The sequence below is a fragment of the Streptococcus mitis genome (assembly GCF_946190375.1).
GTDB classification, from domain to species: Bacteria; Bacillota; Bacilli; order Lactobacillales; family Streptococcaceae; genus Streptococcus; species Streptococcus mitis_CJ.
Map to the genome: position 1 here is coordinate 1 of NZ_CAMIAF010000006.1, position 24242 is coordinate 24242.

The window sequence follows — 24242 nt, forward strand, 5'->3', positions numbered from 1 at the left end:
GCATCTGAGTCAGCATCAACAAGTGCATCAGCTTCAGCAAGCACATCAGCATCTGAGTCAGCGTCAACAAGTGCGAGCCAATCAGCAAGCACAAGCGCCTCTGAGTCAGCGTCAACAAGTGCTTCAGAATCAGCAAGCACAAGTGCATCTGAGTCAGCGTCAACCAGTGCATCAGCTTCAGCAAGCACATCGGCTTCTGAATCAGCGTCAACCAGTGCATCAGCCTCAGCAAGCACATCAGCATCTGAGTCAGCATCAACAAGTGCATCAGAATCAGCAAGCACATCAGCGTCAGAATCAGCGTCAACAAGTGCGTCAGCTTCAGTCAGCGTATCGGCATCAGCAAACACATTATCTTCTGAAACACCATCAGAATCAGCAGGTAAGTCAAGACAGCAATTGCCAAATACAGGTACAGAAGCTTCCAAATCATCTGTACTCCTTGGAGCTTTGGCAGCCGTGACTGGTTTAGGTCTGTTTGCGAAACGCCGTAAACGTGATGACGAAGAATAATCGGATTAAAAATACATAGGAAGTATTATTATTTCGATTTATGAAGAATCCCTTGAATGAAAAATCATTCAGGGGATTTTTTGCATTATTTCGTCGTAAATGTCCACTAATGATCGATAGTTGTATTCGCATTTTTCCTGTATGATTGTAACCTATGGTAAACAAGACTTTAAGACCTCATTTTACTTGTTGATTAATATCCTTGAAGAAATAAAACTCCATCGGCATGACTTTGAATCGTATATGATTATCCTTCCAATTCGTTAATTGTATGTAAATTTATTAATTTTCAATTCTGGGATAGCCTTGATATTTCTATGTAAGTTACTTTTATTATAAGAGCATTTGTGGTAAGATGTATATAACAAGAGAGCGCTATATAGTCTATCTATATGAAGGGTAAATAATACTAAATTTGTATAAAGTTTTCGTTAGATGACTACTTATTCAGATTGTAGGTGAACCGATAGATATAGTCAATTTAGTTGGAGGGGGAAGTTTTAATTGCTATCTGGAAAATTCTGTTTATTTTCACATAAAAATAAGCAACACCAACGTTATTTTCAATTCTTACCTGATGGTCAGATTAGAGATATTGGTGGAGCAGGTCATGATAATGAGCGATTTTGGAAATTAGAAGATCAAAAACTTAAATTATATTCTAAATCAGAGCAACTAACAGCAGTTTTTGAGTGTTGCTATGAAGAAGTAGGCCATTCCTACTGGGAAGGTTTACATCAGGAAACGATTCCCTTAGAAATACGAATATATGATTCTCGTCCAGATTTATTTGATTACTTGACAAAATATACTTGTCGCTATTTGATTGATTACGGAGCCTTAATAGTAGGGAAACATACATATGGCATTCCACAATTAATTGACTATGACCACGGAGGTCAAGTTATAATTGGTGATTATTGTTCTATTGGTCATAATGTTCAATTTATCACTGCAAATCATGATTTAGAGTTGATTACAACTTATCCATTCAAGAGTTTAGAGGTATTTTACACGGATGAGTCATTACAGATGACTGATGATCATATTTTGAAAAGTCCAACTCGAGTTGGTAATGATGTTTGGATTGGAAACAATGCTCAAATCATGGCTGGGGTAACTATTGGAGATGGTGCAGTCATAGCAGCAGGGGCTCTGGTGACCAAGGATGTAGAACTATATGCTGTTGTAGGAGGCAATCCAGCCAAAGTGATTCGTTATCGTATCGCAGAGCCTACTTTCCGTGAACAGATGATAGAAATTGCGTGGTGGAATTGGCCAGAAGACATTATTTCTGAACGATTGGATAAAATCATGAGTAAGGATATATCAGGATTTATAAAAGAATACTTACCAAATGCAGGGGAAGTTAAATGTGATTAATCTGTTATCAGAAATATTAGAATTGATTTAGGGCATATCTTAAAAAATGCGTACTGTATTGAAATCGACTTTGTTTTTTATATAATGCATCAGAAAAGGAGTATATGATTAAAATGATGGAAAAAATAAGTGTTATTGTTCCTGTTTATATGTCAGAACTATATCTTGAAAAATGCTTGGATAGTATCGTTCAACAAACCTATCAAAATCTTGAAATTATTTTGATTAATGATGGCTCAACAGATGGTTCAGCAGCAATCTGTCAACGTTATCAAAATCAAGATGCACGTGTTAAAGTCTATCATAAAAGAAATGGTGGAGTTTCTTCTAGCCGCAATCGTGCCTTGGAAGTTGTAACTGGGGATTATATCGTTTTTGTAGATAATGATGACTGGTTGGAGTTGGATCATATCCAAAATCTTTATGATTTATTGAAAAAAACAGATGCAGATATTGCAATCGGAAACTTTACTCAATTTTTGGATGATCAAGCTAGTTTTTTGATTCATGTAGGAGCAGGTGATTATTTCGAGAAGACTTATACGCCATTTGAATGGTTTTATCATCAATATGACAGTAAGTATAATCTCAGTCAATGCTTTACAGTTCCGTGGGCGAAGTTATACAAGACGGAGTTGTTTAAAGATATTGTATATCCAACAGATAAAAGTGTAGAGGATGATTACACAACTTATAAAGTTTATCTTCAGACAGATAAAATTGCTTTTATGAATAAGGCTATTTATATCCATAGAAAACGTTCTACAAGTGTTACAAGGACAGTCAATCTTGCAGATGTATATCCCTTAAAGAGTATTGAAGAACGTATGACTATTCTCCAATTAATTGGAGCTCCTCAGGAGTTATTAGATAGAGAAATTCAAGCTTATAACTGGCGATTATCTATTCATGAAGAAGAAACTCTTAAACATGGAGACGTGGAATCTTATCAACAAATTTTGGTCAAAAAAGCAATTGCAGCTAAATATTTTGAAGGATAGTCAAACACATTTTACAAATTTGTTTTCTCTATTTTGGGTGGATGTTTTTAGATAGAAAAAGTGACCTGTACTCAAAAATTAGAATGTTCTCTAATTTTTGATGTGGGTCGCTTTTTACGTTTATTAGATAGCTATTCTAAAATAATAAGGCTAGTTACATCAATTGATTCCTAAAAGATAATTGATATGCAGATAGACGAGTCATTTTTTGTATGTCTGAGATGAATTAAAAATTTATCTTTAGGATTGATCATTCGAAAATGTTATTGTGTAACTGCAGTAAGATTATAACGCTAAATATTTTAAATTATTTAGCTTGTATTTGTGCATAATTATTCAATTCAGGAAGTAATTATAATTTAGTGCGGTATGAACGATTCTATCAATGAAATAAATATATTTTTTTAATTTGGAAATTCCTTAATAGCTTAAAAAATAGCAAAAAAAATGTTATAATAGTAGGAAAGGAGAACGAGCTCATGAATGAAAAAATTACGGTAATTGTGCCAGTCTATAATGTTGAACATTATCTAGATAAATGTTTGGATAGTTTAATTAACCAAACTTATAAAAATCTTGAAATTATCGTTATCAATGATGGCTCTACAGATAATTCGGGGATAATTTGTCAAGAGTATGCACAAAAAGATAATCGGATTATTTACATCGAAAAAGAAAATGGTGGTCAATCTGAAGCACGCAATATGGGATTGGATCGAATGACAGGATCTTATGTGACCTTTGTTGATTCAGATGATTGGGTTGAATTAGATTATGTAGAAACCCTATATCAAAAAATAACGGAATATCAGGCTGATATTGCGGTTGGAAATTATTATTCTTTTAATCAATCTGAGGGAATGTACTACTTCCATATATTTGGAGATTCCTATTATGAAAAAGTATATGACAATGTTTCCATTTTTGAAAACTTATATGAATCAAAAGAAATGAAGAATATTGCCTTCATATCAGTCTGGGGTAAACTTTATAGAGCGAGTTTGTTCAAATATTTATGTTTTGATAAAGATAGATTAAGGGAGGATTGTTATCTCAATCAAAAAATTTACTTACTTGCTGAAAGGACGGTTTATCTGAATAAAGGGCTATATGCCTATCGTCAAAGAGAAGGAAGTAGTTCTAAAATTTGGACAGAGGAGTGGATGCACGCCTTAGTTGATGCTATGTCTGAACGTATTACTTTACTAGCTAGTTTAGGCTATCCTTTAGAAAAGCACTTGGCAGTTTATCGTCAGATGTTGGAAGTCAGTCTCGCGGACGGTCGATCTAGTGGCTTATCTGACACAGCAACATATAAAGAGTTTGAAATGAAAAAAAGACTTTTAAATCAGTTATCGATACAGGAGAAAAATGAAAAGAAAGCCATTGTCTTGGCAGCAAACCATGCATATGCAGAGCAGGTTGTGACGACAATTAAGTCCATTTGCTATCATAATCGTTCTATTCGGTTTTATCTGATTAATAGTGATTTTCCTAATGAATGGTTTAAACAATTAAACAAGCGATTAGAAGTATATGACTCAGAGATTATCAATTGTCGGGTAACTTCTGAGCAAATTTCGCGTTATAAAACAGATATTAGTTACACAGTGTTTTTGCGTTATTTTGTATCTGATTTCGTCCAAGAAGATAAGGCTCTTTATTTAGACTGTGATTTGGTTGTAACTAAAAATTTGGATAACTTGTTTGAAACAGATTTGCAAGACTATCCATTAGCAGCTGTTCGAGATTATGGAGGAAGAGTATACTATGGCAGGGAAATGTTCAATGCGGGTGTTTTACTAATCAACAATCGTTTGTGGAAACAAGAAAACATGTCCCAACGCTTGATAGATTTGACAAATGAGTGGCACGATAAGGTAGATCAAGCGGATCAGAGTATTTTAAATATGCTCTTTGAAAATAGATGGATAGAGATGGAATTTGACAATAACCATGTTGTGATTCATAAGCAATTCACAGACTATGAGTTACCAGCAGGTCAAGATTATCCTGGTATTATCCACTATCTCTCGCATAGAAAACCGTGGTTTGATTTAGCTGCGCAGACCTATCGTGATGTTTGGTGGTATTATCATGGTCTTGAATGGACAGAGTTAGGAAAAAATCATCATTTACACCCACTACAAAAATTACATATCTATCCTATCAGAGAACCGCTTACTTGTTTAATTTATACGTCTTCAGATCATATTGAACAAATTGATACATTGATTCAATCCTTGCCTAATATTCAATTTAAGATTGCGGCTAGAGTGATGGTCAGTGATCGATTGAAGCAATTGTTGGTCTATCCAAATGTAACTGTTTATGCTGGAATTAATTATTTAGTAGAATTAGATCAAGAATTAATTGAGACTAGTCAGGTACTTTTAGATATTAATCATGGTGAAAAAACAGAGGAAATGTTGGATCAATTTTCAGAAAGAGGAAAGTTGATTTTAGCTTTTGAAAATACAAAATATCGTGAAGTTGGACAGATAACCTACAAAGTAGAACAAGTTCAAGAAATGATTGATAAATTAAGAGAAGTGGAAGAAAAACATGGATTTTAAAGATTCTGTAAAGTTATTAGGAGATTTTCATCATATAGAGATTTCCCCCACCAGCACTATTGAATTAGGAACAGATGTTACATTTCGTTCATTTGTAAGTTTAGAAGTAGCTAATAATGCTAAATTAACACTAGGAAATAGAGTTTTCTTTAATGACCATTGTACGATTCGTTGTGGTAAAGAAATTGAAATTGGTAAGGATACCATGTTTGGAGATGGGGTAAGGATTTTTGACCATAATCATAAATACTCAAATTACCATATCGAAAAAATTCAATTTACTGCTGACAAAATAACGATAGGAAAAAATTGTTGGATTGGAACCAATGTTGTCATTTTAAAAGGGGTGACGATTGGAGATAATGTCATTATTGGAGCAAATGCCCTAATTTATAAAGATATACCAGCTAATTCTATCGTTACTTCTCAGGAGGATTTAAAAATCATTCCTAGGAACCAACACCAATTTCATGTTTTTACTTTAACAGCTTCAGATACTTTAGAAAATCTAGACTATCTTGTTCAGAATCTTCCAGAGGTAGCTTTCCATATAGCAGCTAAAACAAATATTTCGGATTATCTTGAAAGTTTCAATCGTTATGAGAACGTGAATATATACACAAATGTTCATCATGATGATATTATTGAGGACTTGTTGAAGAAATCAGATATTTATTTAGATATTAACCATTGGGGAGAGGTGGATGGTATTGTTAATAGAGCAATAGAACAGAATAAGCCTGTTTATGCTTTTGAAAATACCAATCATGATTCAAGTGGATTTAGTAAAGTTTTTCGACAAGAAGATGCAAATGGAATGGTGTCAGAAATAAAAAAATTTTTAGAAGGTTCTCTTATTTTTGAATAAGTGTCTGGATATTAGTTTAATTGGATCTTCGATTGTTACTTATGTTGTATGCAAGTTTAATTAAATAAGATTAATAACCGCAATGGAAAAATTGAGATCAAATTAGGAATTATTTATCTTATTAATTTTATGATATTCATTTTCAAAAATGATATCAATTGGAACAAAAAAATATAGGAGTGATAGATGAATAAAAAAGCAATTGTACTTGCAGGAGATTATGGTTATATTCGTCAGATTGAAACAACCTTGAAATCTATTTGTTATCATAATAGTGATATCAAAGTTTATATTTTTAATCAGGATATTCCACAAGAATGGTTTATTTCTACTAGGGAAAAAATGTCATATCGCAATAGTGATATAGTAGATATCAAGATGTTTCAAGGTAATATGCAAAGTTGGAGGCTACCTCCAGTAGGACAGCATATTAATTTTATGACTTATGCTCGTTATTTTATTCCAAGTTTTGTTTCAGAAGATATTGTTTTATACCTAGATTGTGACTTGGTAGTTACTCGTGATTTGACCGAGTTGTTTTCTATAGATTTAACTGATAAACCTTTAGCTGCGGCTAAAGTAATCTATGGTCTAGAAGATAGATTTAATGCGGGAGTTCTATTGATTAATAATGCTTATTGGAAGGAAAATTCAATTCAGCAGAAACTGATTGATATTACTGAAAGTGAGCATGAACATTTACCTGAGGCAGATCAAACTGTTTTGAATATCGTAATCGGCAAAAATTATGTATTATTAGATGATATTTATAATTTTCAGATTGGGTATGATCAGGTAGCTGATAACAGAGGACAATATTTTATTTTTGATTTACCATTGTCTCCCCTCCCTGCCATTATACATTATCTATCGGCTGATAAGCCTTGGAAAACTTATTCAGTTGGTCGTTTACGAGAAGTTTGGTGGCAATATAGTCAATTAGAATGGGCTCAAATTAATAGTCAGGAAGAATTAGTTGTAAAACAATATAAACATCAAGCATTGGTTATTACAGGTAGTCAGCAATTGGAACAAATTGATTATTTATCTAAAAATTTACCTGATTATGAAATTCATGTTTTAACTTTTACAGAAATGGGAGAAATTCTTAGAAGTTTAGCTAGTTATGAGAATATTAAGTTACATCCAACTGTCATGAGGTGGATGTGCAAGAAAATGATTGAAGATTGTGATGTTTATTTAGATATAAATCATGAATTTAAATTTCCTGATGTTTTAGAATGGGTGCAAGAGGCTAAGAAAACAATTCTAACATTTGATAATGTAGCTAATCCGTATCATGTGGATCAAATGTTTTTACATGATAAACCTCAAGACATGGTGGATTTTTTAAAAGATATCAAATAAAACGTAATTTTTATTACCATGGAAAGCTATAAAGTGCAGACTATATCTTCCTTGTAATGCTTTGTTAAGTAGAATAAATATTTGCATGAATTTTATAAAGTGATTTAGGTATTAAGAAAAATAAGTAGTGACAGTGAACTATGGTATAGATTAGAGTTGGAAGAGATTGCTGGATAGGAAGTGATATCACAATTTGAAAAGGAGTGATTATTGAAGCAGGATGTCTTATTTGCAATAATGTTTTGACGAATAGTATGGTTCATAGTGATGGGAAGTAACTTGTAAGGGTGAAAAATAAATGTTTAAGGTAATAATTATATGGAGAATGAATTAATTAGTATTGTAGTTCCAATCTATAACGTTGAGAATTACTTGCGAATGTGTTTAGATAGTATTCAGAATCAGACTTATCAGAATTTTGAGTGTTTATTAATCAATGATGGTTCTCCAGATAATTCAGCAGATATCTGTAGAGAATATGTTGCTAAAGATGCTCGTTTCCGTTACTTTGAAAAAGAAAATGGTGGATTATCTTCAGCAAGAAATTTTGGAATTGAACATTCAACAGGGGTATACGTTACTTTTGTAGATTCAGATGATTGGTTGGAACATGATGCTTTAGACCGACTATATGGTGCTTTGAAAAAAGAAAATGCAGATATTAGTATCGGGCGTTATAATTCTTATGATGAAACACGCTATGTATATATGACTTATGTTACGGAACCAGATGATTCTCTGGAGGTTATTGAAGGAAAAGCAATCATGGATAGGGAAGGTGTCGAAGAAGTCAGAAATGGGAACTGGACTGTAGCTGTCTTGAAGTTATTCAAAAGAGAGTTGTTACAAGACTCACCATTTCCTATAGGTAAAATTGCAGAGGATACTTATTGGACATGGAAGACACTTCTAAGAGCGTCGAAGGTAGTCTATTTGAATCGGTGTGTATACTGGTACCGTGTTGGTTTGACTGGTACTTTATCGAATACATGGAGCGAAAAGCGTATATATGATGAAATCGAAGCTAGAGAAGAGAAAATTGCTATTTTGGCAAGTTTAGGTTATGATTTGACCAATCATATTTTGGTTTATAAAAATCGATTACAAAGAGTGATAGCAAAGTTAGAAGAACAAAATATGCAGTGTACAGAGATTTATAGAAGAATGATGGAAAAATTATCTTTGCTTCCGTAAATATTAATAAAAAATGAGATAATACAATATGAAACTACATTTAACAAATCTATACGGTATGGCAGGTGATAGTACTGTCATTCTTGCCCAAAATGCCGTGCAAAAAATAGCAAGTCAACTGGGGTTTAGAGAGGTTGGTATTTATTTTTACAATATTGCGTCAGATAGTCCCTCTGAAATGAATAAGCGTCTGGATGGGATTATGGCCAGTATCTCTATTGGTGATATCTTAGTCTTTCAGTCTCCTACTTGGAATGGCTTTGAGTTTGATCGAGTCTTGTTTGATAAGTTGAAGGATATGCAGGTGAAAATTATTTGCTTTATCCATGATGTTGTTCCTCTCATGTTTGATAGTAACTATTATCTTATGAAGGAATATATGTATATGTATAATCTATCAGATGTTTTAATCGTCCCATCAGAGAGGATGAAAGAACGCTTGATGGAAGAAGGCTTGACAACTAAGAAAATCCTCGTTCAAGGTATGTGGGATCATCCTCATGATTTATCCTTATATACCCCAGAGTTTAAAAAAGAACTCTTTTTTGCTGGAAGTTTAGAGCGTTTTCCAGACTTACAAAATTGGTCTCAAGATACGCCTTTAAGAGTATTTTCAAATAAAGGGGAGATCGGTTCTAGTGCTAGAAATCTTAGTATTGAAGGATGGAAAAAAGACGAGGAACTATTGCTAGAATTATCGAAAGGTGGATTTGGTCTTGTCTGGGGAACGCATCAAAATGATGGAGAAAGCAACCAATATTACACCCTGAATATATCTCATAAGGTTAGTACCTATCTGACAGCTGGGATACCAGTCATTGTACCAAGTAGCCTATCAACTTCTAAATTTATAGTAGATCAGGGCTTGGGCTTTGTGGCAGATAGCTTAGAAGAGGTTCATGAGATAGTTGAGAAAATGAATCTACAAGAATATCAAGAAATGACGAATCGTATAAAGACCTTTAGTTATTTGCTAAAAGAGGGTTATTTCACTAAAAAGTTATTGGTAGATGCAATCTATCACTTGGGAATTGATTAAGGGAATGAGATGAATAAAACAATTGTATTAGCTGGTGATCGCAATTACACCACGCAGTTAGAAACAACCATAAAATCTATTCTATACCACAATAGAGACGTTAAGATTTATATTTTAAATCAAGATATTATGCCAGATTGGTTTCGAAAACCACGAAAAATTGCTCGTATGTTAGGTAGTGATATTATTGATGTAAAGTTGCCAGAGCAAGCTGTATTTCAAGGTTGGGAAACTCGGGAGTATATAAGTCCAATGACTTATGCCAGATACTTTATACCAGATTATATTTCTGAGGATAAAGTTTTATATTTGGACAGTGATTTAATTGTAAATCAATCTTTGGAACCATTATTTGAGATTGACTTTTATGAATATTTATTAGCAGCTGCTTGGGATACGGATGGTGTCACATTTAATGCAGGAGTGATGCTGATCAATAACAAAAAATGGCGTCAAGAGAAATTAAAAGAGCGACTAATTGAACAATCAATAGTTACATTAAAAGAAGTGGATGAAGGGAAATTTGAAAATTTTAACGGTGATCAAACGATTCTGAATCAAGTTTGCTCTAATAGATGGTTAGAGCTAGACAGAGGATACAACCTTCAAGTAGGTCATGATGTAACTGCTTTTTATAATAAATGGGAAAATTATTTTAATGAATTAGTATCCCCTAGCATCATACATTTTGTTTCCTATAGAAAGCCTTGGACTACTTTGATAGCTAACCGCTACCGTGATTTATGGTGGGAATTTCATGATTTGGAATGGACTAAAGTCTTACAACATCATTTAGGAGATTTTGAACTATCATCGTCTTTAGATAAGGAATTTTCTTGTTTAACTTTGACAAACTCCCAAAATTTAGAAGGAATAGAAGAGCTAGTCACAGCTCTACCAGATGTGGTATTTCATATCGCTGCTTGGACAGATATGGGTGATGAATTAACAAAATTAGCTGTATATGATAATGTGAGATTGCATCCACAGATTGTTCCTCCAGTCTTAGATAAGTTGAAAAAGTCAACAAATCTATATTTGGATATCAATTATGGTAGTGCAGATGAGAACTTTTTAAAATCTTTGAAGGAACAGGATAAAAGGCTATTAACTTTTCAATCGACTCATCATGGAAATTTGGGACAAATCGTTTTTGAAAATGGGAAAGTTTCATTTATGATTGATGCAATTAAAGATCTTAAGAAAAATGGTCATCTTACCTGTTTTCGACAAGTTCCAAGTTTAACTTGCTTAACATTTACTGCTTCTCAGAATATTGAACAACTGGATTACTTGGCTGAACAGCTACCCAATGTTGTTTTTCAAGTTGCAGCTTGGACAAGTATGGGGCCAAAATTATATGATTTATCTAATCGCTATCCCAATATTCAACTTTATCCAGCAATTTCAAGAGATAAGTTAGAAGAATTGAAGGGAAATATGGATGCATACTTAGATATCAATTTGGTGAGTTCAACGGCTGATATCGTTTCAGAAATGACTCGTCTATCTAAACCGATACTAGCTTTTTATAAATCTCAAAATGGGAATAATGGTCAAAGATTGTATTCAAGTGAACATCCTGAAAGAATGTTGGCTGATTTACAGAAATTAATAAATAATGAAATTCTAGGGAAACAGCTGGATCCGATTCAAGTAAAAGGGATAGATGAAACCTTAGATTATATTATTGAGAACAAGTCTTCTTTGGTTCGTTTTGGGGATGGAGAAATTAATATGCTTGCAGGGCATTCGATTCCATACCAGGATTATGATGAAGAGTTGGTCTCGACTATGAGAGATATCATCGGACAGGAAAGTAGAGAAGAAATAGTTGTGTGCCTTCCTGACGCCTTTACAGATCGTTTCAGGTTTACATCTTGGGCAATTCCATTTTGGAAAGATCACATGGATCATTATATGGATTTTTACAGAGAACTATGTAGTAATTCATGGTATGGTTCAACTTTTGTATCTCGCCCTTATATCGATTTTGAAGACAAGAGTCAAGCTAAAACTCAATTTGAAAAATTGAAAAGTATCTGGGAAAACCGTGATTTACTGATAGTTGAAGGTGCGACTTCTCGTTCAGGTGTAGGGAATGATTTATTTGATAAGGCCAATTCTATTAAACGGATTGTTTGTCCTTCTCATAGTGCTTTTTCTAGAGTTCATGAAATTGAACAAGAAATTGAAAAACATGCGGCTGGTCGCTTGATTTTATGTATGTTAGGTCCTACAGCTAAAGTTTTAGCTTATCATTTAAGTCGAAAAGGTTATCAGGTATTGGATATCGGTCATATTGATTCAGAATATGAGTGGATGAAGATGGGGGCTAAAACAAAGGTTAAATTTGCGCACAAACATACAGCAGAATACAATTTTGATCAGGATATTGAATTCATTGAGGATGAAGTATATAACAGTCAGATTGTTGCAAGTATAGTCAACTAAAATACTCAGGCACGTATCTATTATCTATAGATACAATGAGTTAGATTAAAGGGAACTTATATTTGCTATTAGGTGAGTAAACTATCATATATTATTTTTGTTACAGTATACACTTGATAGGGGTGAATTTAGTGGTTCTCGTTTAAATATTGGGCTATACTAGATTATTTAAAATAAATGATAAGGATTTAAAATGGGAAATACCAAACGTGCGGTAGTATTTGCAGGTGATTATGCTTATATTCGACAAATCGAAACAGCAATGAAATCAATCTGTAGACACAATAGTAGTTTAAAAATTTATGTACTAAACAAAGACATTCCTCAAGAATGGTTCAATAAATTACGAATGTATATTCAAGAGATGGGCGGAGACTTGATTGATTGCAAGCTTATTGGGCAACAGTTCCAAATGAATTGGTCAAATAAACTGCCTCATATCAATCATATGACCTTTGCTCGTTATTATATTCCAGATTTTGTAACAGAAGATAAAGTTTTATATTTAGACAGTGATTTATTGGTAACAGATGATTTGGAAGAATTGTTTGAGTTGGATTTAGGTGAAAATTATTTAGCTGCAACTCGTTCTTGTTTTGGTGCTGGAATTGGTTTTAATGCAGGAGTATTGTTAATAAATAATAAAAAATGGCAAGCTGAAAATATTAGGCAAAAGTTAATTGATTTGACAGAAAAAGAGCATGAAAATGTGGGAGAAGGGGATCAATCTATTTTAAATATGTTGTTCTTTGATTCCTATATTGAAATTAATGAAACTTTTAATTACCAAATAGGATTTGATCGAGGAGCAGCAGAACAAGGGCATGCTTGGATTTTGGAAAAATCAATTAATCCACTTCCTAAAATCTTACATTATATTTCTCAAGATAAGCCGTGGAATCAATTTTCTGTAGGGCGTCTTCGAGAAAATTGGTGGCATTATTCTTTTATGGAATGGAGTTATATTGTATCCATCTGGAAAGAGAAGGGTGAACTTTATTCTGCACAAATATATAAACCAAAATTAACTTGTATGAATTTAACAAATTCTTGGTGTGTAGAAAAAATGGATTACTTAGTTGAAAGATTACCAGAAGTACATTTTTATATTACTGCCCATACTTTTATGGCAAATGAACTATTGAGATTATCAAAATTTAATAATGTTACTCTTTATCCTAATGATTTTCCTTTGTTAATAGAGAAACGTTTAAAAGAGGTAGATATTTATTTAGATTTGAATCATGATGAGAAATTAATGTATGTCTATGATTTAGTGAAAAAATTTGAAAAGCCGATGCTGACTTTCGATAATACACGTTGTTTGACTATACCTGAAGAATCTTATGTTGGAATTTGTCATCATGATAGTCCTGATGAAATGGTAGAAATGATTAAAAGTTTTATGGAAGGAAAGTCATGAGAAAATCAATTGTGTTAGCTGCAGACAATGCTTATTTAGTCCAGTTAGAGACAACAATTAAATCAATTATTTGTCATAATACAGAAGTTGATTTTTATATTTTAAATAGTGATATAGCGCCAGAATGGTTTAAATTATTAGTTCCTAAATTAAACTATTTTGATTCCAGCATTAAAAATATTCGTTTGGATTCTAATGATTTTAAAGATTTTAAAACTGCAAATTATATAAATTATGCAACATTTTATAGATTTTTAATTCCTAATGTTGTAAATGATAGTAGATCGCTTTATCTTGATTGTGATTTAATTGTAAGTGGAGATTTAAGTCCCTTGTTTGAATTAGATCTAAATGGATATCCTATAGCAGCAGTACAAGATAACTATGGATGGGAATTATCTATTAATGGTTTTAATGCTGGAGTGTTATTAATCAATAATGATATGTGGAGAGAGCAAAATATTACGCATGATTTATTGGTATTAACAGAAGAAAAGCAAGAACAAGTGGTAATGGCTGATCAAAGCATTTTAAACATTTATTTTGAAAATCGATGGTTGCAATTGGATTATGAATTTAATAAATTAATAGGACTAGATTTCCTTAATACATCAGGAAATCTAGAAAATTTGGAACATTGTAGGCCAGTAATAACACATTTTGCAAGTCATGATAAACCTTGGAACACGTATAGTGTATCGCGTCTTCGAGAATTGTGGTGGGTGTATAGAGATTTAGATTGGTCTGAAATGATATCAGGAAAAGCAAATTTTAATTATTTTGAACGTAGTAACCAATCTAAGAAGACTGCTTTTATTGCAACATGGGTTTTAGAAGTAGAGCACTTGGAATATTTAATAAAGTCTTTACCTGATTGGCATTTTAATATCGGAGCTCCAGTATATTGCGCTCCTGCTTTAACTAATTTATCAGTTTATGAAAATGTAACTCTTTATCAGAGTATCATTCACAATAGAATTGAATGGATATTAGATGATACAACAGTCTACTTAGATATTAATCTTGGCACAGAAGTTCTGGATGTCTTGTCCAAGGCCAGAGATAGAGGGATAAAAATCTTTACGTTTGATAATACTAGGAAATCCTCAGATGATAGTATTTACGATGGTATTTTTTCTGTGGATAGTCCTGATGAAATGGTTGAAGCGCTAAAGAGCTTGGGGAATTAAGTTTTGATATATCTGTATTTTGTTAAATTACAGAGTTAATACACAATAATAGATAATTTAATATTTCAAATTTTAGGATTCTTTTTAAAGGGAGAAGCATCTTTATTTTATAAAAGTAGAGGGCTGGATGGACATGATTTGTGAATAGGAGATTTATCAAACGATTTTTGTTTTTATAAATTAGAATGTATAAGTTTACTGGAAAATGGAGAAGATATGAATAATGAGTTAATCAGTATTATAGTTCCTATTTATAATAAAGAGGATTATTTACGTCAGTGTTTAGATAGTATTATCAATCAGAGTTATACTAATTTTGAAGTGTTACTTGTAAACGATGGTTCAACAGATTCATCGGGAATAATCTGTCAGGAATATTCAGAACGTGATAGTCGTTTTCGCTATATTGAAAAGAAAAATGGCGGAGTTTCTTCTGCCCGTAATCTAGGACTCGAACTTTCGGAGGGGGCGTACATTACTTTTATTGATTCAGATGACTGGATTGAGTTTAACTATTTAGAAGTTCTATATAATGCTCTTAGAGAAAATAATACGGATGTGGCTATTTCAAGCTACAAATCCTACTATTTGGATGGGAATTTTTATCTGAGAGTTTATTCGAGTCAGGAAGAAGAATTTTTAAGAATTGGGAAACGGAATCGGGATGTTTTTTTGGAAGAATTTCCTAAACTAGGAAAATTAAACCATGATTTTCACTGTATCGCTTCTAAGCTCTTTAAAAGAGAACTTCTTGAAAGTCAGAAATTTGATGAAAGTATTAACTACGGAGAGGACTTATATTTCTTTTTCAATCTTTATTTAAAAATTCAAAGCATTATTTATGTGAAAGAAGCAACTTATATTTATCGTCAGCACGGAACAAATATAACTCTTAATTTTACTGAATCGCTAGCTTTGCAGGAGATTCAAATTCATGAACAGATATTGAAAAGCGCAGAAAATCAGGGAATCGCAAGTTTTTATTATCTAGAGAAACTTAAATATATCGTTTCACTCAGAATAGAGCAATTCCCATATTCAGATGCGATAAAAAAATATGAAACTATAGTATCAGATTTGGAAAATAGGGTCACTTATCCACAACCGTTAATTAGTTTAATTGTTCCGATTTATAATGTTGAAAACTATCTATGGATGTGTTTGGATAGTATTGCTAAACAAACATATTCAAATATAGAGGTTGTATTGATTAATGATGGTTCATCGGATGGTTCTAAGGAAATTTGCCAGGAATTTGTCAATAGAGATAATCGTTTCCGTTATTTTGAAAAAAATAATGGTGGCTTATCAGATGCTCGAAATGTAGGGATAATACGTTCTCAAGGTGAATTTATATCCTTTATAGATTCAGATGATTGGATTGATTCAACTTATGTAGAGGATTTATATAAAGCGGCCTTACTGAATGATTCAGAAGTGGTTGTCTCCAATTATAAAGAATTTCATAATGAACAAAATGTTTATTTGATACATTTTTTTGATGATTATTACGAGAGAAATTATAATGGAGAGGAATTAATTCAACAATTACCTTTCTTAGAACGTAAAGATTTATCTTTTACAACAAGTTGGGGGATTCTGTTTTCTCGTAGATTATTTGAATGTATTTCTTTTCCTAAAGGGAAGAATATTGAAGATACAAGAACAAATTATAGACTATTTGCGGAATCTTACCATTCTACATATATTCATAAATCACTTTACAATTATAGAGTGGGATTGGATAGTATTAGTGGAAATATCAATGAAAAGTTATTGATAGATGTATTTGAATGTTTGACAGAACGTATGGCAATTTATGCTATGAAGGATTGGAATGTAACAGAAGAAAAGAAAAATATTTTAAGTAATCTGCAAATGCGCTACCAGCAAGCAAAAGAGGCTGGTTTGGAAGATACGGATATTTTTAAACGTTATACGGAATATTTGAATCTTTTGAACAAGTAAGAAAGAAAGTGTTTTGAATGGTTCTGATTGTATTACTAAAAAGATAACCTTATCATAATAATATAAAAGTAACTAGCAATTAAGTGTATGCTTATATAAGCGAAAAGATTGAAACTAAGATTTAATAAAGGAGTATTTCGTGAAAAAAATTTACTCATCGATGGCAGTAAAAAAAGGACTAACAACTTTGTTTCTGTTGTTTATCTATATATTAGGAAGCCGAATTACTCTTCCTTTTGTTGATTTGAACAGTAGAGACTTTTTAGGTGGTTCAACGGCATATTTAGCGTTCTCAACAGCACTTCTAGGAGGGAATCTGAGGAGCCTATCACTGTTCTCTATAGGATTATCCCCATGGATGTCGTCAATGATTCTATGGCAGCTGTTCTCTTTTTCTAAGAAATTAAATATTTCTTCAGGGGCAGTAGAAGTCCAAGATAGAAGAAAGATGTATTTAACATTAGTCATTGCTTTGATTCAATCTTTAGCGCTTTCATTGAACTTACCGATACAACATCTTTATTCATCTTTTATGGTAACTACAATGAATACCCTGTTATTAATATCAGGAGCCTTCTTCCTAGTATGGTTATCAGACTTAAACGCGCAACTTGGAGTAGGTGGATCGGTAGTTATTTTACTAGCTAGTATTGTTTTAAATATTCCACAAGATATTTTAAATACTCTTCAGCTTGTTCGAATTTCTACGGTAGTTATGTCACTTATTGTATTGAGCAGCATTGTATTAACTTATATGATGGTACTAATATATAGAGCGCGTTATCGTATACCAGTTCATAAGATTGGATTACGTAGTCGATTTAAGCGTTATTCTTATTTGGAAATAATGTTAAATCCAGCTGGTGGTATGCCGTTTATGTATGTTATGAGTTTTTTAAGTTTGCCTACCTATATCTTTTTACTATTACAGACCCTTTTCCCTCAGACATCAGTCTTCTCTGAAATATCGGCTCAGTACGGGGCTGGAAAACCATTATGGATTTATTCATACATTGCCATGATTTTTTTATTTAGTATTGCTTTTGCTTTTGTCAATTTGAGTGGTGACCAAATATCGGATCGGATGAAGAAATCTGGAGAGTATATATATGGAGTTTATCCAGGTGAGGAAACAAGTCGTTTTATTAATCGATTAGTATTGCGCTTTTCGATTATAGGAGGAATTTTTAATGTGTTAATGGCAGGTACTCCAATGTTATTTGTTTTATCTGATGAAAAGTTGTTGAGAATTGCCATGATTCCAGGTTTATTTATGATGTTTGGTGGTATGATTTTTACAATCAAAGATGAAATGAAGGCTTTGAGATTAAATGAAACCTATAAACCCTTGATTTAGGAGACTTTTATGTATTATTTTATTCCAGCTTGGTATGGTTCAACTCGTCAATGGCATGTTGATTTGAATCCATGGTATCGTTCTTATTTTAGATTTGAATTTGATGACACATTCAATCAAATTAGGCTTTTTCAAAGACAAGAAATACCATCAAGGCTATTAGTATTAGCCTATCAGCCACATTTGCGTTATTTTTTACATAGACACGGTGTTTTAGAGACAGAAGTCTATTCTATCTTTGATGACATGCAAGACTTGCATGATATACACACCCAGGTCCTTAATATAAGAGATATAGAGTGGGATAGTGATTGTCAATTTCTTTACAGTCCATTTGCAATAGTGGTTCAGAAAAATGGCAAAAAGTATGCTAAGGTAGAACATGGTGTAGAAGGCTTTATTACTGAGATCCAATATTTTGATTTCGATGGACAGATGAGTAAGAATTATATCATGGATGATCGTGGCTTTGTATCGAGTGTTATTTATTTTGATAATGGACAGCCTACCTATCAAGACTACTTGGATCCTAAAGGTATCTGGAGATTTAGGGAGTATTTAAACGAGGGAGGACGAGTAGAGGTAAATCCAATATTTGGTTATCGTTTTAAACAGCTTCACTACACTGATATGAGTCAACTAATCGCAGAATATTTTGACAAATATTTGCAAAAGCAACAGAAAAAACAGGATATTTTTATCATTCCTTCTCATCCTCATCATGACCAATTTATCTTCAGTTGCCTACCAAGTGACACTGCTAAAATTTTGAGTCTTTTTATTAACCGGAATTCTCAAGCTAGTTTTAAAGATTTAGCTCCATCATTTGATCAGGTAGATGTAGTATTGGTGGATAGAGAGGATAGTTTACAACTTTTGCAGGAACTATATCCTAAACTATCGGATAAATTTTATCATCTCTCTCCTTTTGATACGCGTTTACGACTAGGTCGAAGTCAGACTCGGAAGGAGTCGATTATTTACTATCAATTAGATTTTTCTGAAGGAATTGACAGACAAGCCCTATTTGAGGTCTTATCATTTATTGCTGAAACCAAAGACACAGAAGTTATTTTTGGAGCCTTTTCTGCTAGTCAGAATCAAATGGAAGAGGTGGAAATTCTTGTCAATGAAATCATTCAGGAACAAATCCATACTGATAGTTTAGAAAAAGGAGTAGACTATGGTGGGGCAGAAAATCCTTTAGAAGAAAATCAGGAGCAGGAACTACGTTTTCAATTCGTCAATATGAATGATGAATTGGATCTGATTAAGACTCTCGAGTTTGTTCGTTTGATTGTGGATTTGAATAAACAACCCCATCTCTATACTCAAATCGCAGGTATTAGTGCGGGAATTCCTCAGATTAATCAAGTTGAAACAGTCTATGTGGAACATTTGAAAAATGGTTATTTGATTTCAGATGTGATAGAATTTTCCAAGGCTGCACATTACTATACAGATAAACTAAAAGAGTGGAATCAAGCCCTAGTATACTCTATTGATAAAATCAAAGAACATACTGGACAACGATTCTTAGATAAATTGCATCGTTGGCTTGAGGAGGTTACAGATGTCAAAGGACTATAAAATCCTACAGATAGGGATTGATAATTGGGCTCATCATTATGAAATTCCTGAAAATATGGATTGGTATTATTTTTGCCCCAATTCACCGCTAGCCCTCCGTAAAATGATGGAAATGGAAGAGATAACCAGTTTTCATGCTATCTTAATAGAGGATGGTCAGTATTTATCGGATTTATTGCCTTTTATTCATCATATTGAGCCCTATACTTTACTTTATAGTCAAGATTTTCAAACGACAGATTTGGGTATTCTTGATTGCTTAAAAAAGAGGTGTGCTCAGGCTGTAGATTTTTCGGATCCCCAGGAATTACTCAATGATTTATCAACTTCTCTCTTTGGTGGGGGATATGGTGATAAGTTATTCCCATATAGTATTCAAGTTAATCCTTCCTTTGAAGGAGCTATTTCCTATCAAGGATTCGAATATGTGAGTTTGGAAGGAGAATTTGGTGATACTTTTTCTCAACTGGCTTATTGGTCCTATAATGTTTTGGTTGGTAAAAATTTGCCTATTGAATTATGGTTAGAGTACGAAAAACAAGGCGATTGTGAATTTAGATTGGTAATTCGTAAGATATGGGATGGTTCAGTGGATGACTTTTTTGAAGAGGAAGTCTATTCAGAAGCTGATTTAGAAAAAGCTATTATCCTAGATAGTAAGAATGCTAATTACTTTTTATTTGTATCGATTGAAGGGCGTGGTAATGGAAAACTTCAATTAGGAAATCTTCATAAGAGATGGAGTCGCAAACAGTTCGGGAAGTTTGTGTTAGGTGGAAATATCATACATGATAGTAAACGTGATGAAATTAATTATTTCTTCCATCCAGGCGATTTTAAACCTCCCTTGGCTGTCTATTTTGCAGGTTTTCGCCCTGCAGAAGGATTTGAGGGATATTGGATGATGAAAAATCTTGGCTGTCCTTTTATCTTGTTTTCAGATCCCCGTCTACAAGGAGGTGCTTTTTACTTAGGAAGTGATGAATTAGAAAATAAGGTAAAACAAACAATTCAATACTACTTGGATTATCTTGGTTTAACATCTAAAGATTTAATTTTATCAGGCCTCTCTATGGGAACATTTCCATCCCTTTATTATGGTGCTTCCTTTGAACCTCATGCTATTATTGTAGGTAAGCCTCTTGCTAATATTGGAACTATAGCTAGACGTGGGCGTTTAGAGGCACCGGGGGTATTTGACACATCATTTGATGCTCTAAGACATCAGACAGGAGGTGTTAGTTCACAACATATGTTACAACTAGACCAGCGTTTTTGGAATGTCTTTAAACAAGCTGATTTCTCAATGACAACTTTTGGCTTATCTTATATGAAGGATGAGGATATGGATAGTCAAGCCTATGAACAATTAGTATCTCATCTATGCAATACTGGAGCTAAGATATTATCTAGAGGAACAGTGGGTCGACACAATGATGATACTAATACCAATGTTTTGTGGTTCTTGCATTTTTATAACATGGTTCTAGAAGATTTCGGAAGGAGTAGATAGTGATTATCAAACAACGAGAAGATATTGGGTGGGGAGAGATTGCTAGCACTTATATGTATGGTACGAAGGTTTCATACCATACTAACAAATGCATCAGTATTTATAACCCTTTGGTACGTTCTGGAGTAGTAATCAGAAGTTGGGATTCTAGTGTAAACTATCAAGCCTCCAGGACACAGCCCAGTCTCCCCTTACTTAAAAGAAAACAGGATTATCAATTATGCATGAATTTTGAATGTCTTCCTACAAATGGAGTCTATACAAAGATTGTATTTTTTGATAGATATGGGGATGTGATTGAAGAAAAAATTGAAAAAACGAAGGTCTTTGATTTTACCTATCCGGATGATACCTATACCTACCAAGTTTCCCTTCTGAGTGCTGGTTTTGAGTCCTTAGATTTCTATTCTTTTTCTATTAAGGAGACGAATCGTGTTTAAAGGTATATATCAAGATTTTCAACTTCGGAAAGTCAAAAGAATTTTAAGAAAGATTAATGCCCTTAAAGGAAAGATGGAGTCTCTATCAGACCAGGAACTAGCGGCAAAAACAGTGGAGTTTCGTCAGCGCTTTGCTAAAGGAGAGACGGTAGATGATCTTCTAGTGGAAGCTTTTGCAGTTGTTCGTGAAGCGGATAAGCGAGTACTGGGAATGTTTCCCTATGATGTCCAAGTCATGGGAGGAATTGTTATCCATCAGGGGAATGTCGCTGAGATGAATACTGGTGAAGGGAAAACTTTAACAGCCACTATGCCTGTTTATCTCAATGCCCTGACAGGTAAAGGAACCATGCTGATTACCACCAATGACTATCTAGCCAAACGCGATGCCGAGGAAATGGGACAAGTGTATCGCTTCTTAGGATTGACAATCGGGGTACCTTTAACTGATGATCCAAAAGAGGAATTGACGCCAGAAAAGAAAAAAAAGATTTATGCTTCTGATATCATTTACACCACCAATAATAATTTGGGTTTTGATTACTTAAATGATAATCTGGCCTCAAATGAGGAAGGGAAGTTTTTACGTCCTTTTGATTATGTTATTATTGACGAGATTGATGATATCCTATTGGATAGCGCTCAGACACCTCTTATCATTGCAGGTGCTCCTCGGGTTCAGTCTAACCACTATGGTATTATTGATACGCTGGTAACAACTTTGGTAGAAGGGGAGGACTATATCTTTAAAGAGGAGAAGGATGAGATTTGGCTCACTACCAAGGGTGCTAAAGCTGCTGAAAGCTTTTTAGGAATAGATCATTTTTACAAGGAAGAACATGCGGTTTTTGCTCGCCATTTAGTATATGCTATACGAGCCCACAAGCTCTATACAAAAGACAAGGACTATGTCATTCGTGGGAATGAGATGGTACTGGTAGATAAGGGAACAGGTCGTTTGTTGGAACAAACTAAACTTCAAGGAGGTCTTCATCAGGCTATTGAAGCTAAGGAACATGTTAAATTATCTCCAGAGACGCGAGCTATGGCCTCGATTACCTATCAGAGTCTTTTTAAAATGTTCAATAAGATATCTGGTATGACAGGGACAGGTAAGGTTGCAGAAAAAGAGTTTATTGAAACCTACAATATGTCTGTAGTGCGCATTCCAACCAATCGTCCTAGACAACGGATTGACTATCCAGATAATCTATACGTCACTTTACCTGAAAAAGTGTATGCGTCTTTGGAGTACATCAAGGAATACCATGCTAAGGGAAATCCCTTACTCGTTTTTGTAGGCTCAGTTGAGATGTCTCAGCTTTATTCGTCACTCTTGCTTCGTGAAGGGATTGCCCATAATGTCCTAAATGCTAATAATGCGGCGCGTGAGGCTCAGATTATCTCCGAGTCAGGTCAGATGGGGGCTGTGACAGTGGCCACCTCTATGGCAGGACGTGGTACGGATATCAAGCTTGGTAAAGGAGTCGCAGAGCTCGGTGGCTTGATTGTTATTGGGACTGAGCGGATGGAAAGTCAGCGGATCGACCTACAAATTCGTGGACGATCTGGTCGTCAGGGAGATCCTGGTATGAGTAAGTTTTTTGTATCCTTGGAGGACGATGTTATCAAGAAATTTGGTCCATCTTGGGTTCATAAAAAGTACAAAGATTATCAGGTTCAAGATATGACTCAACCAGAAGTATTGAAAGGTCGTAAATACCGAAGGCTAGTCGAAAAGGCTCAGCATGCTAGTGATAGTGCTGGACGTTCAGCACGTCGTCAGACTCTAGAATATGCTGAAAGTATGAATATTCAACGGGATATGATTTACAAGGAGCGCAATCGTCTAATAGATGGTTCTCGTGACTTAGAGGATGTTGTAGAGGAAATCATTGCTAGTTACATAGATCAAGTGACTTCTTCAGAATATGAAAGCCGAGAGTTACTCTTCCACTTTATCGTGACCAATATTAGTTTTCATATTAAAGAAGTTCCAGATCATATAGATGTGACTGACAAGACTGCAGTTCGTAGCTTTATGAAGCAGGTGATTGATAAAGAACTTTCTGAAAAGAAAGAATTGCTTGAGGAACATGGCTTATATGAACAGTTTTTACGACTTTCTATGCTCAAGGCTATTGATGACAACTGGGTTGAGCAGGTAGACTATCTACAACAGTTATCCATGGCTATCGGTGGTCAGTCTGCTAGTCAGAAAAATCCAATCGTAGAGTATTATCAAGAAGCCTATGCAGGCTTTGAAGCCATGAAAGAACAAATCCGTGCGGATATGGTGCGTAATCTCCTGATGGGCTTGGTTGAAGTCACTCCTAAGGGTGAGATTATGACTCATTTCCCATAA

The 24242-nt window shown here is 33.9% G+C and carries 17 protein-coding genes and 1 pseudogene; all 18 read left to right on the forward strand.

Annotation, left to right across the window (positions count from 1 at the left end; translation table 11 throughout):
- Positions 1 to 513, forward strand: a 513-nt coding sequence (locus tag N8M09_RS11360; protein ID WP_474104142.1) for an LPXTG cell wall anchor domain-containing protein, incomplete at its 5' end; no start/stop codon positions are given.
- Positions 514 to 1017: 504 nt separating this feature from the next.
- Positions 1018 to 1896, forward strand: coding sequence for a CatB-related O-acetyltransferase (locus N8M09_RS11220; protein ID WP_314726046.1), 879 nt, complete (start codon positions 1018 to 1020; stop codon positions 1894 to 1896).
- A 116-nt stretch (positions 1897 to 2012) separates the two neighbouring features.
- Complete coding sequence (locus N8M09_RS03790; protein ID WP_261064044.1) at positions 2013 to 2897, forward strand: glycosyltransferase family 2 protein; 885 nt, start codon at positions 2013 to 2015, stop codon at positions 2895 to 2897.
- Positions 2898 to 3376: 479 nt separating this feature from the next.
- Positions 3377 to 5473, forward strand: a complete 2097-nt coding sequence (locus tag N8M09_RS03795) for a glycosyltransferase (protein ID WP_261063905.1) — start codon at positions 3377 to 3379, stop codon at positions 5471 to 5473.
- Positions 5463 to 6341, forward strand: coding sequence for an acyltransferase (locus tag N8M09_RS03800; RefSeq protein WP_261063907.1), 879 nt, complete (start codon positions 5463 to 5465; stop codon positions 6339 to 6341). Before N8M09_RS03795 ends, N8M09_RS03800 begins: the two co-directional genes overlap by 11 nt.
- 186 nt (positions 6342 to 6527) lie before the next feature.
- Complete coding sequence (locus N8M09_RS03805) at positions 6528 to 7709, forward strand: glycosyltransferase (protein WP_261063910.1); 1182 nt, start codon at positions 6528 to 6530, stop codon at positions 7707 to 7709.
- 149 nt (positions 7710 to 7858) lie between these two features.
- Positions 7859 to 7987, forward strand: a pseudogene (locus N8M09_RS11335) (acyltransferase); the annotation flags it as partial.
- A gap of 40 nt (positions 7988 to 8027) precedes the next feature.
- Entirely contained in the window at positions 8028 to 8903 is an 876-nt protein-coding gene (locus N8M09_RS03810; RefSeq protein ID WP_261063911.1) for a glycosyltransferase family 2 protein, read from the forward strand.
- 28 nt (positions 8904 to 8931) lie between these two features.
- The gene (locus N8M09_RS03815) at positions 8932 to 9942 is read left to right on the forward strand and encodes a sugar transferase (protein ID WP_000766265.1); all 1011 of its coding nucleotides are present in this window, start codon (positions 8932 to 8934) and stop codon (positions 9940 to 9942) included.
- A gap of 9 nt (positions 9943 to 9951) precedes the next feature.
- A complete protein-coding gene (locus tag N8M09_RS03820; protein ID WP_261063912.1) occupies positions 9952 to 12396 on the forward strand; it encodes an SP_1767 family glycosyltransferase in 2445 nt (814 codons plus the stop codon).
- Positions 12397 to 12589: 193 nt separating this feature from the next.
- Complete coding sequence (locus N8M09_RS03825) at positions 12590 to 13819, forward strand: glycosyltransferase (protein ID WP_261063913.1); 1230 nt, start codon at positions 12590 to 12592, stop codon at positions 13817 to 13819.
- Positions 13816 to 15009, forward strand: coding sequence for a glycosyltransferase family 8 protein (locus tag N8M09_RS03830; protein WP_261063915.1), 1194 nt, complete (start codon positions 13816 to 13818; stop codon positions 15007 to 15009). The genes N8M09_RS03825 and N8M09_RS03830 overlap by 4 nt, the downstream gene beginning before the upstream one ends.
- 216 nt (positions 15010 to 15225) lie before the next feature.
- Positions 15226 to 16977 (forward strand): glycosyltransferase family 2 protein, encoded by a 1752-nt coding sequence (locus N8M09_RS03835; RefSeq protein WP_261063917.1) that lies wholly within the window; start codon positions 15226 to 15228, stop codon positions 16975 to 16977.
- Between the two features lie 139 nt (positions 16978 to 17116).
- Positions 17117 to 18334, forward strand: coding sequence for an accessory Sec system protein translocase subunit SecY2 (gene secY2, locus N8M09_RS03840; protein WP_261063919.1), 1218 nt, complete (start codon positions 17117 to 17119; stop codon positions 18332 to 18334).
- Positions 18335 to 18343: 9 nt separating this feature from the next.
- Positions 18344 to 19924, forward strand: coding sequence for an accessory Sec system protein Asp1 (asp1, locus tag N8M09_RS03845; RefSeq protein ID WP_261063921.1), 1581 nt, complete (start codon positions 18344 to 18346; stop codon positions 19922 to 19924).
- Positions 19908 to 21437, forward strand: a complete 1530-nt coding sequence (asp2, locus tag N8M09_RS03850; protein ID WP_261063923.1) for an accessory Sec system protein Asp2 — start codon at positions 19908 to 19910, stop codon at positions 21435 to 21437. Before asp1 ends, asp2 begins: the two co-directional genes overlap by 17 nt.
- The gene (gene asp3, locus N8M09_RS03855; protein ID WP_261063926.1) at positions 21437 to 21877 is read left to right on the forward strand and encodes an accessory Sec system protein Asp3; all 441 of its coding nucleotides are present in this window, start codon (positions 21437 to 21439) and stop codon (positions 21875 to 21877) included. The genes asp2 and asp3 overlap by 1 nt, the downstream gene beginning before the upstream one ends.
- Positions 21870 to 24242, forward strand: coding sequence for an accessory Sec system translocase SecA2 (gene secA2, locus N8M09_RS03860; RefSeq protein WP_261063927.1), 2373 nt, complete (start codon positions 21870 to 21872; stop codon positions 24240 to 24242). The genes asp3 and secA2 overlap by 8 nt, the downstream gene beginning before the upstream one ends.

Bases quoted from the DNA above. Each gene is read 5' to 3' on its own strand.
- N8M09_RS03805 (WP_261063910.1), top strand. From the start codon at position 6,528: ATGAATAAAAAAGCAATTGTACTTGCAGGAGATTATGGTTATATTCGT.
- N8M09_RS03835 (WP_261063917.1), top strand. From the start codon at position 15,226: ATGAATAATGAGTTAATCAGTATTATAGTTCCTATTTATAATAAAGAG.
- N8M09_RS03790 (WP_261064044.1), top strand. From the start codon at position 2,013: ATGGAAAAAATAAGTGTTATTGTTCCTGTTTATATGTCAGAACTATAT.
- N8M09_RS03795 (WP_261063905.1), top strand. From the start codon at position 3,377: ATGAATGAAAAAATTACGGTAATTGTGCCAGTCTATAATGTTGAACAT.
- asp2 (WP_261063923.1), top strand. From the start codon at position 19,908: ATGTCAAAGGACTATAAAATCCTACAGATAGGGATTGATAATTGGGCT.
- N8M09_RS03830 (WP_261063915.1), top strand. From the start codon at position 13,816: ATGAGAAAATCAATTGTGTTAGCTGCAGACAATGCTTATTTAGTCCAG.
- N8M09_RS03800 (WP_261063907.1), top strand. From the start codon at position 5,463: ATGGATTTTAAAGATTCTGTAAAGTTATTAGGAGATTTTCATCATATA.
- N8M09_RS03815 (WP_000766265.1), top strand. From the start codon at position 8,932: ATGAAACTACATTTAACAAATCTATACGGTATGGCAGGTGATAGTACT.
- asp1 (WP_261063921.1), top strand. From the start codon at position 18,344: ATGTATTATTTTATTCCAGCTTGGTATGGTTCAACTCGTCAATGGCAT.
- N8M09_RS03825 (WP_261063913.1), top strand. From the start codon at position 12,590: ATGGGAAATACCAAACGTGCGGTAGTATTTGCAGGTGATTATGCTTAT.
- N8M09_RS03820 (WP_261063912.1), top strand. From the start codon at position 9,952: ATGAATAAAACAATTGTATTAGCTGGTGATCGCAATTACACCACGCAG.
- N8M09_RS03810 (WP_261063911.1), top strand. From the start codon at position 8,028: ATGGAGAATGAATTAATTAGTATTGTAGTTCCAATCTATAACGTTGAG.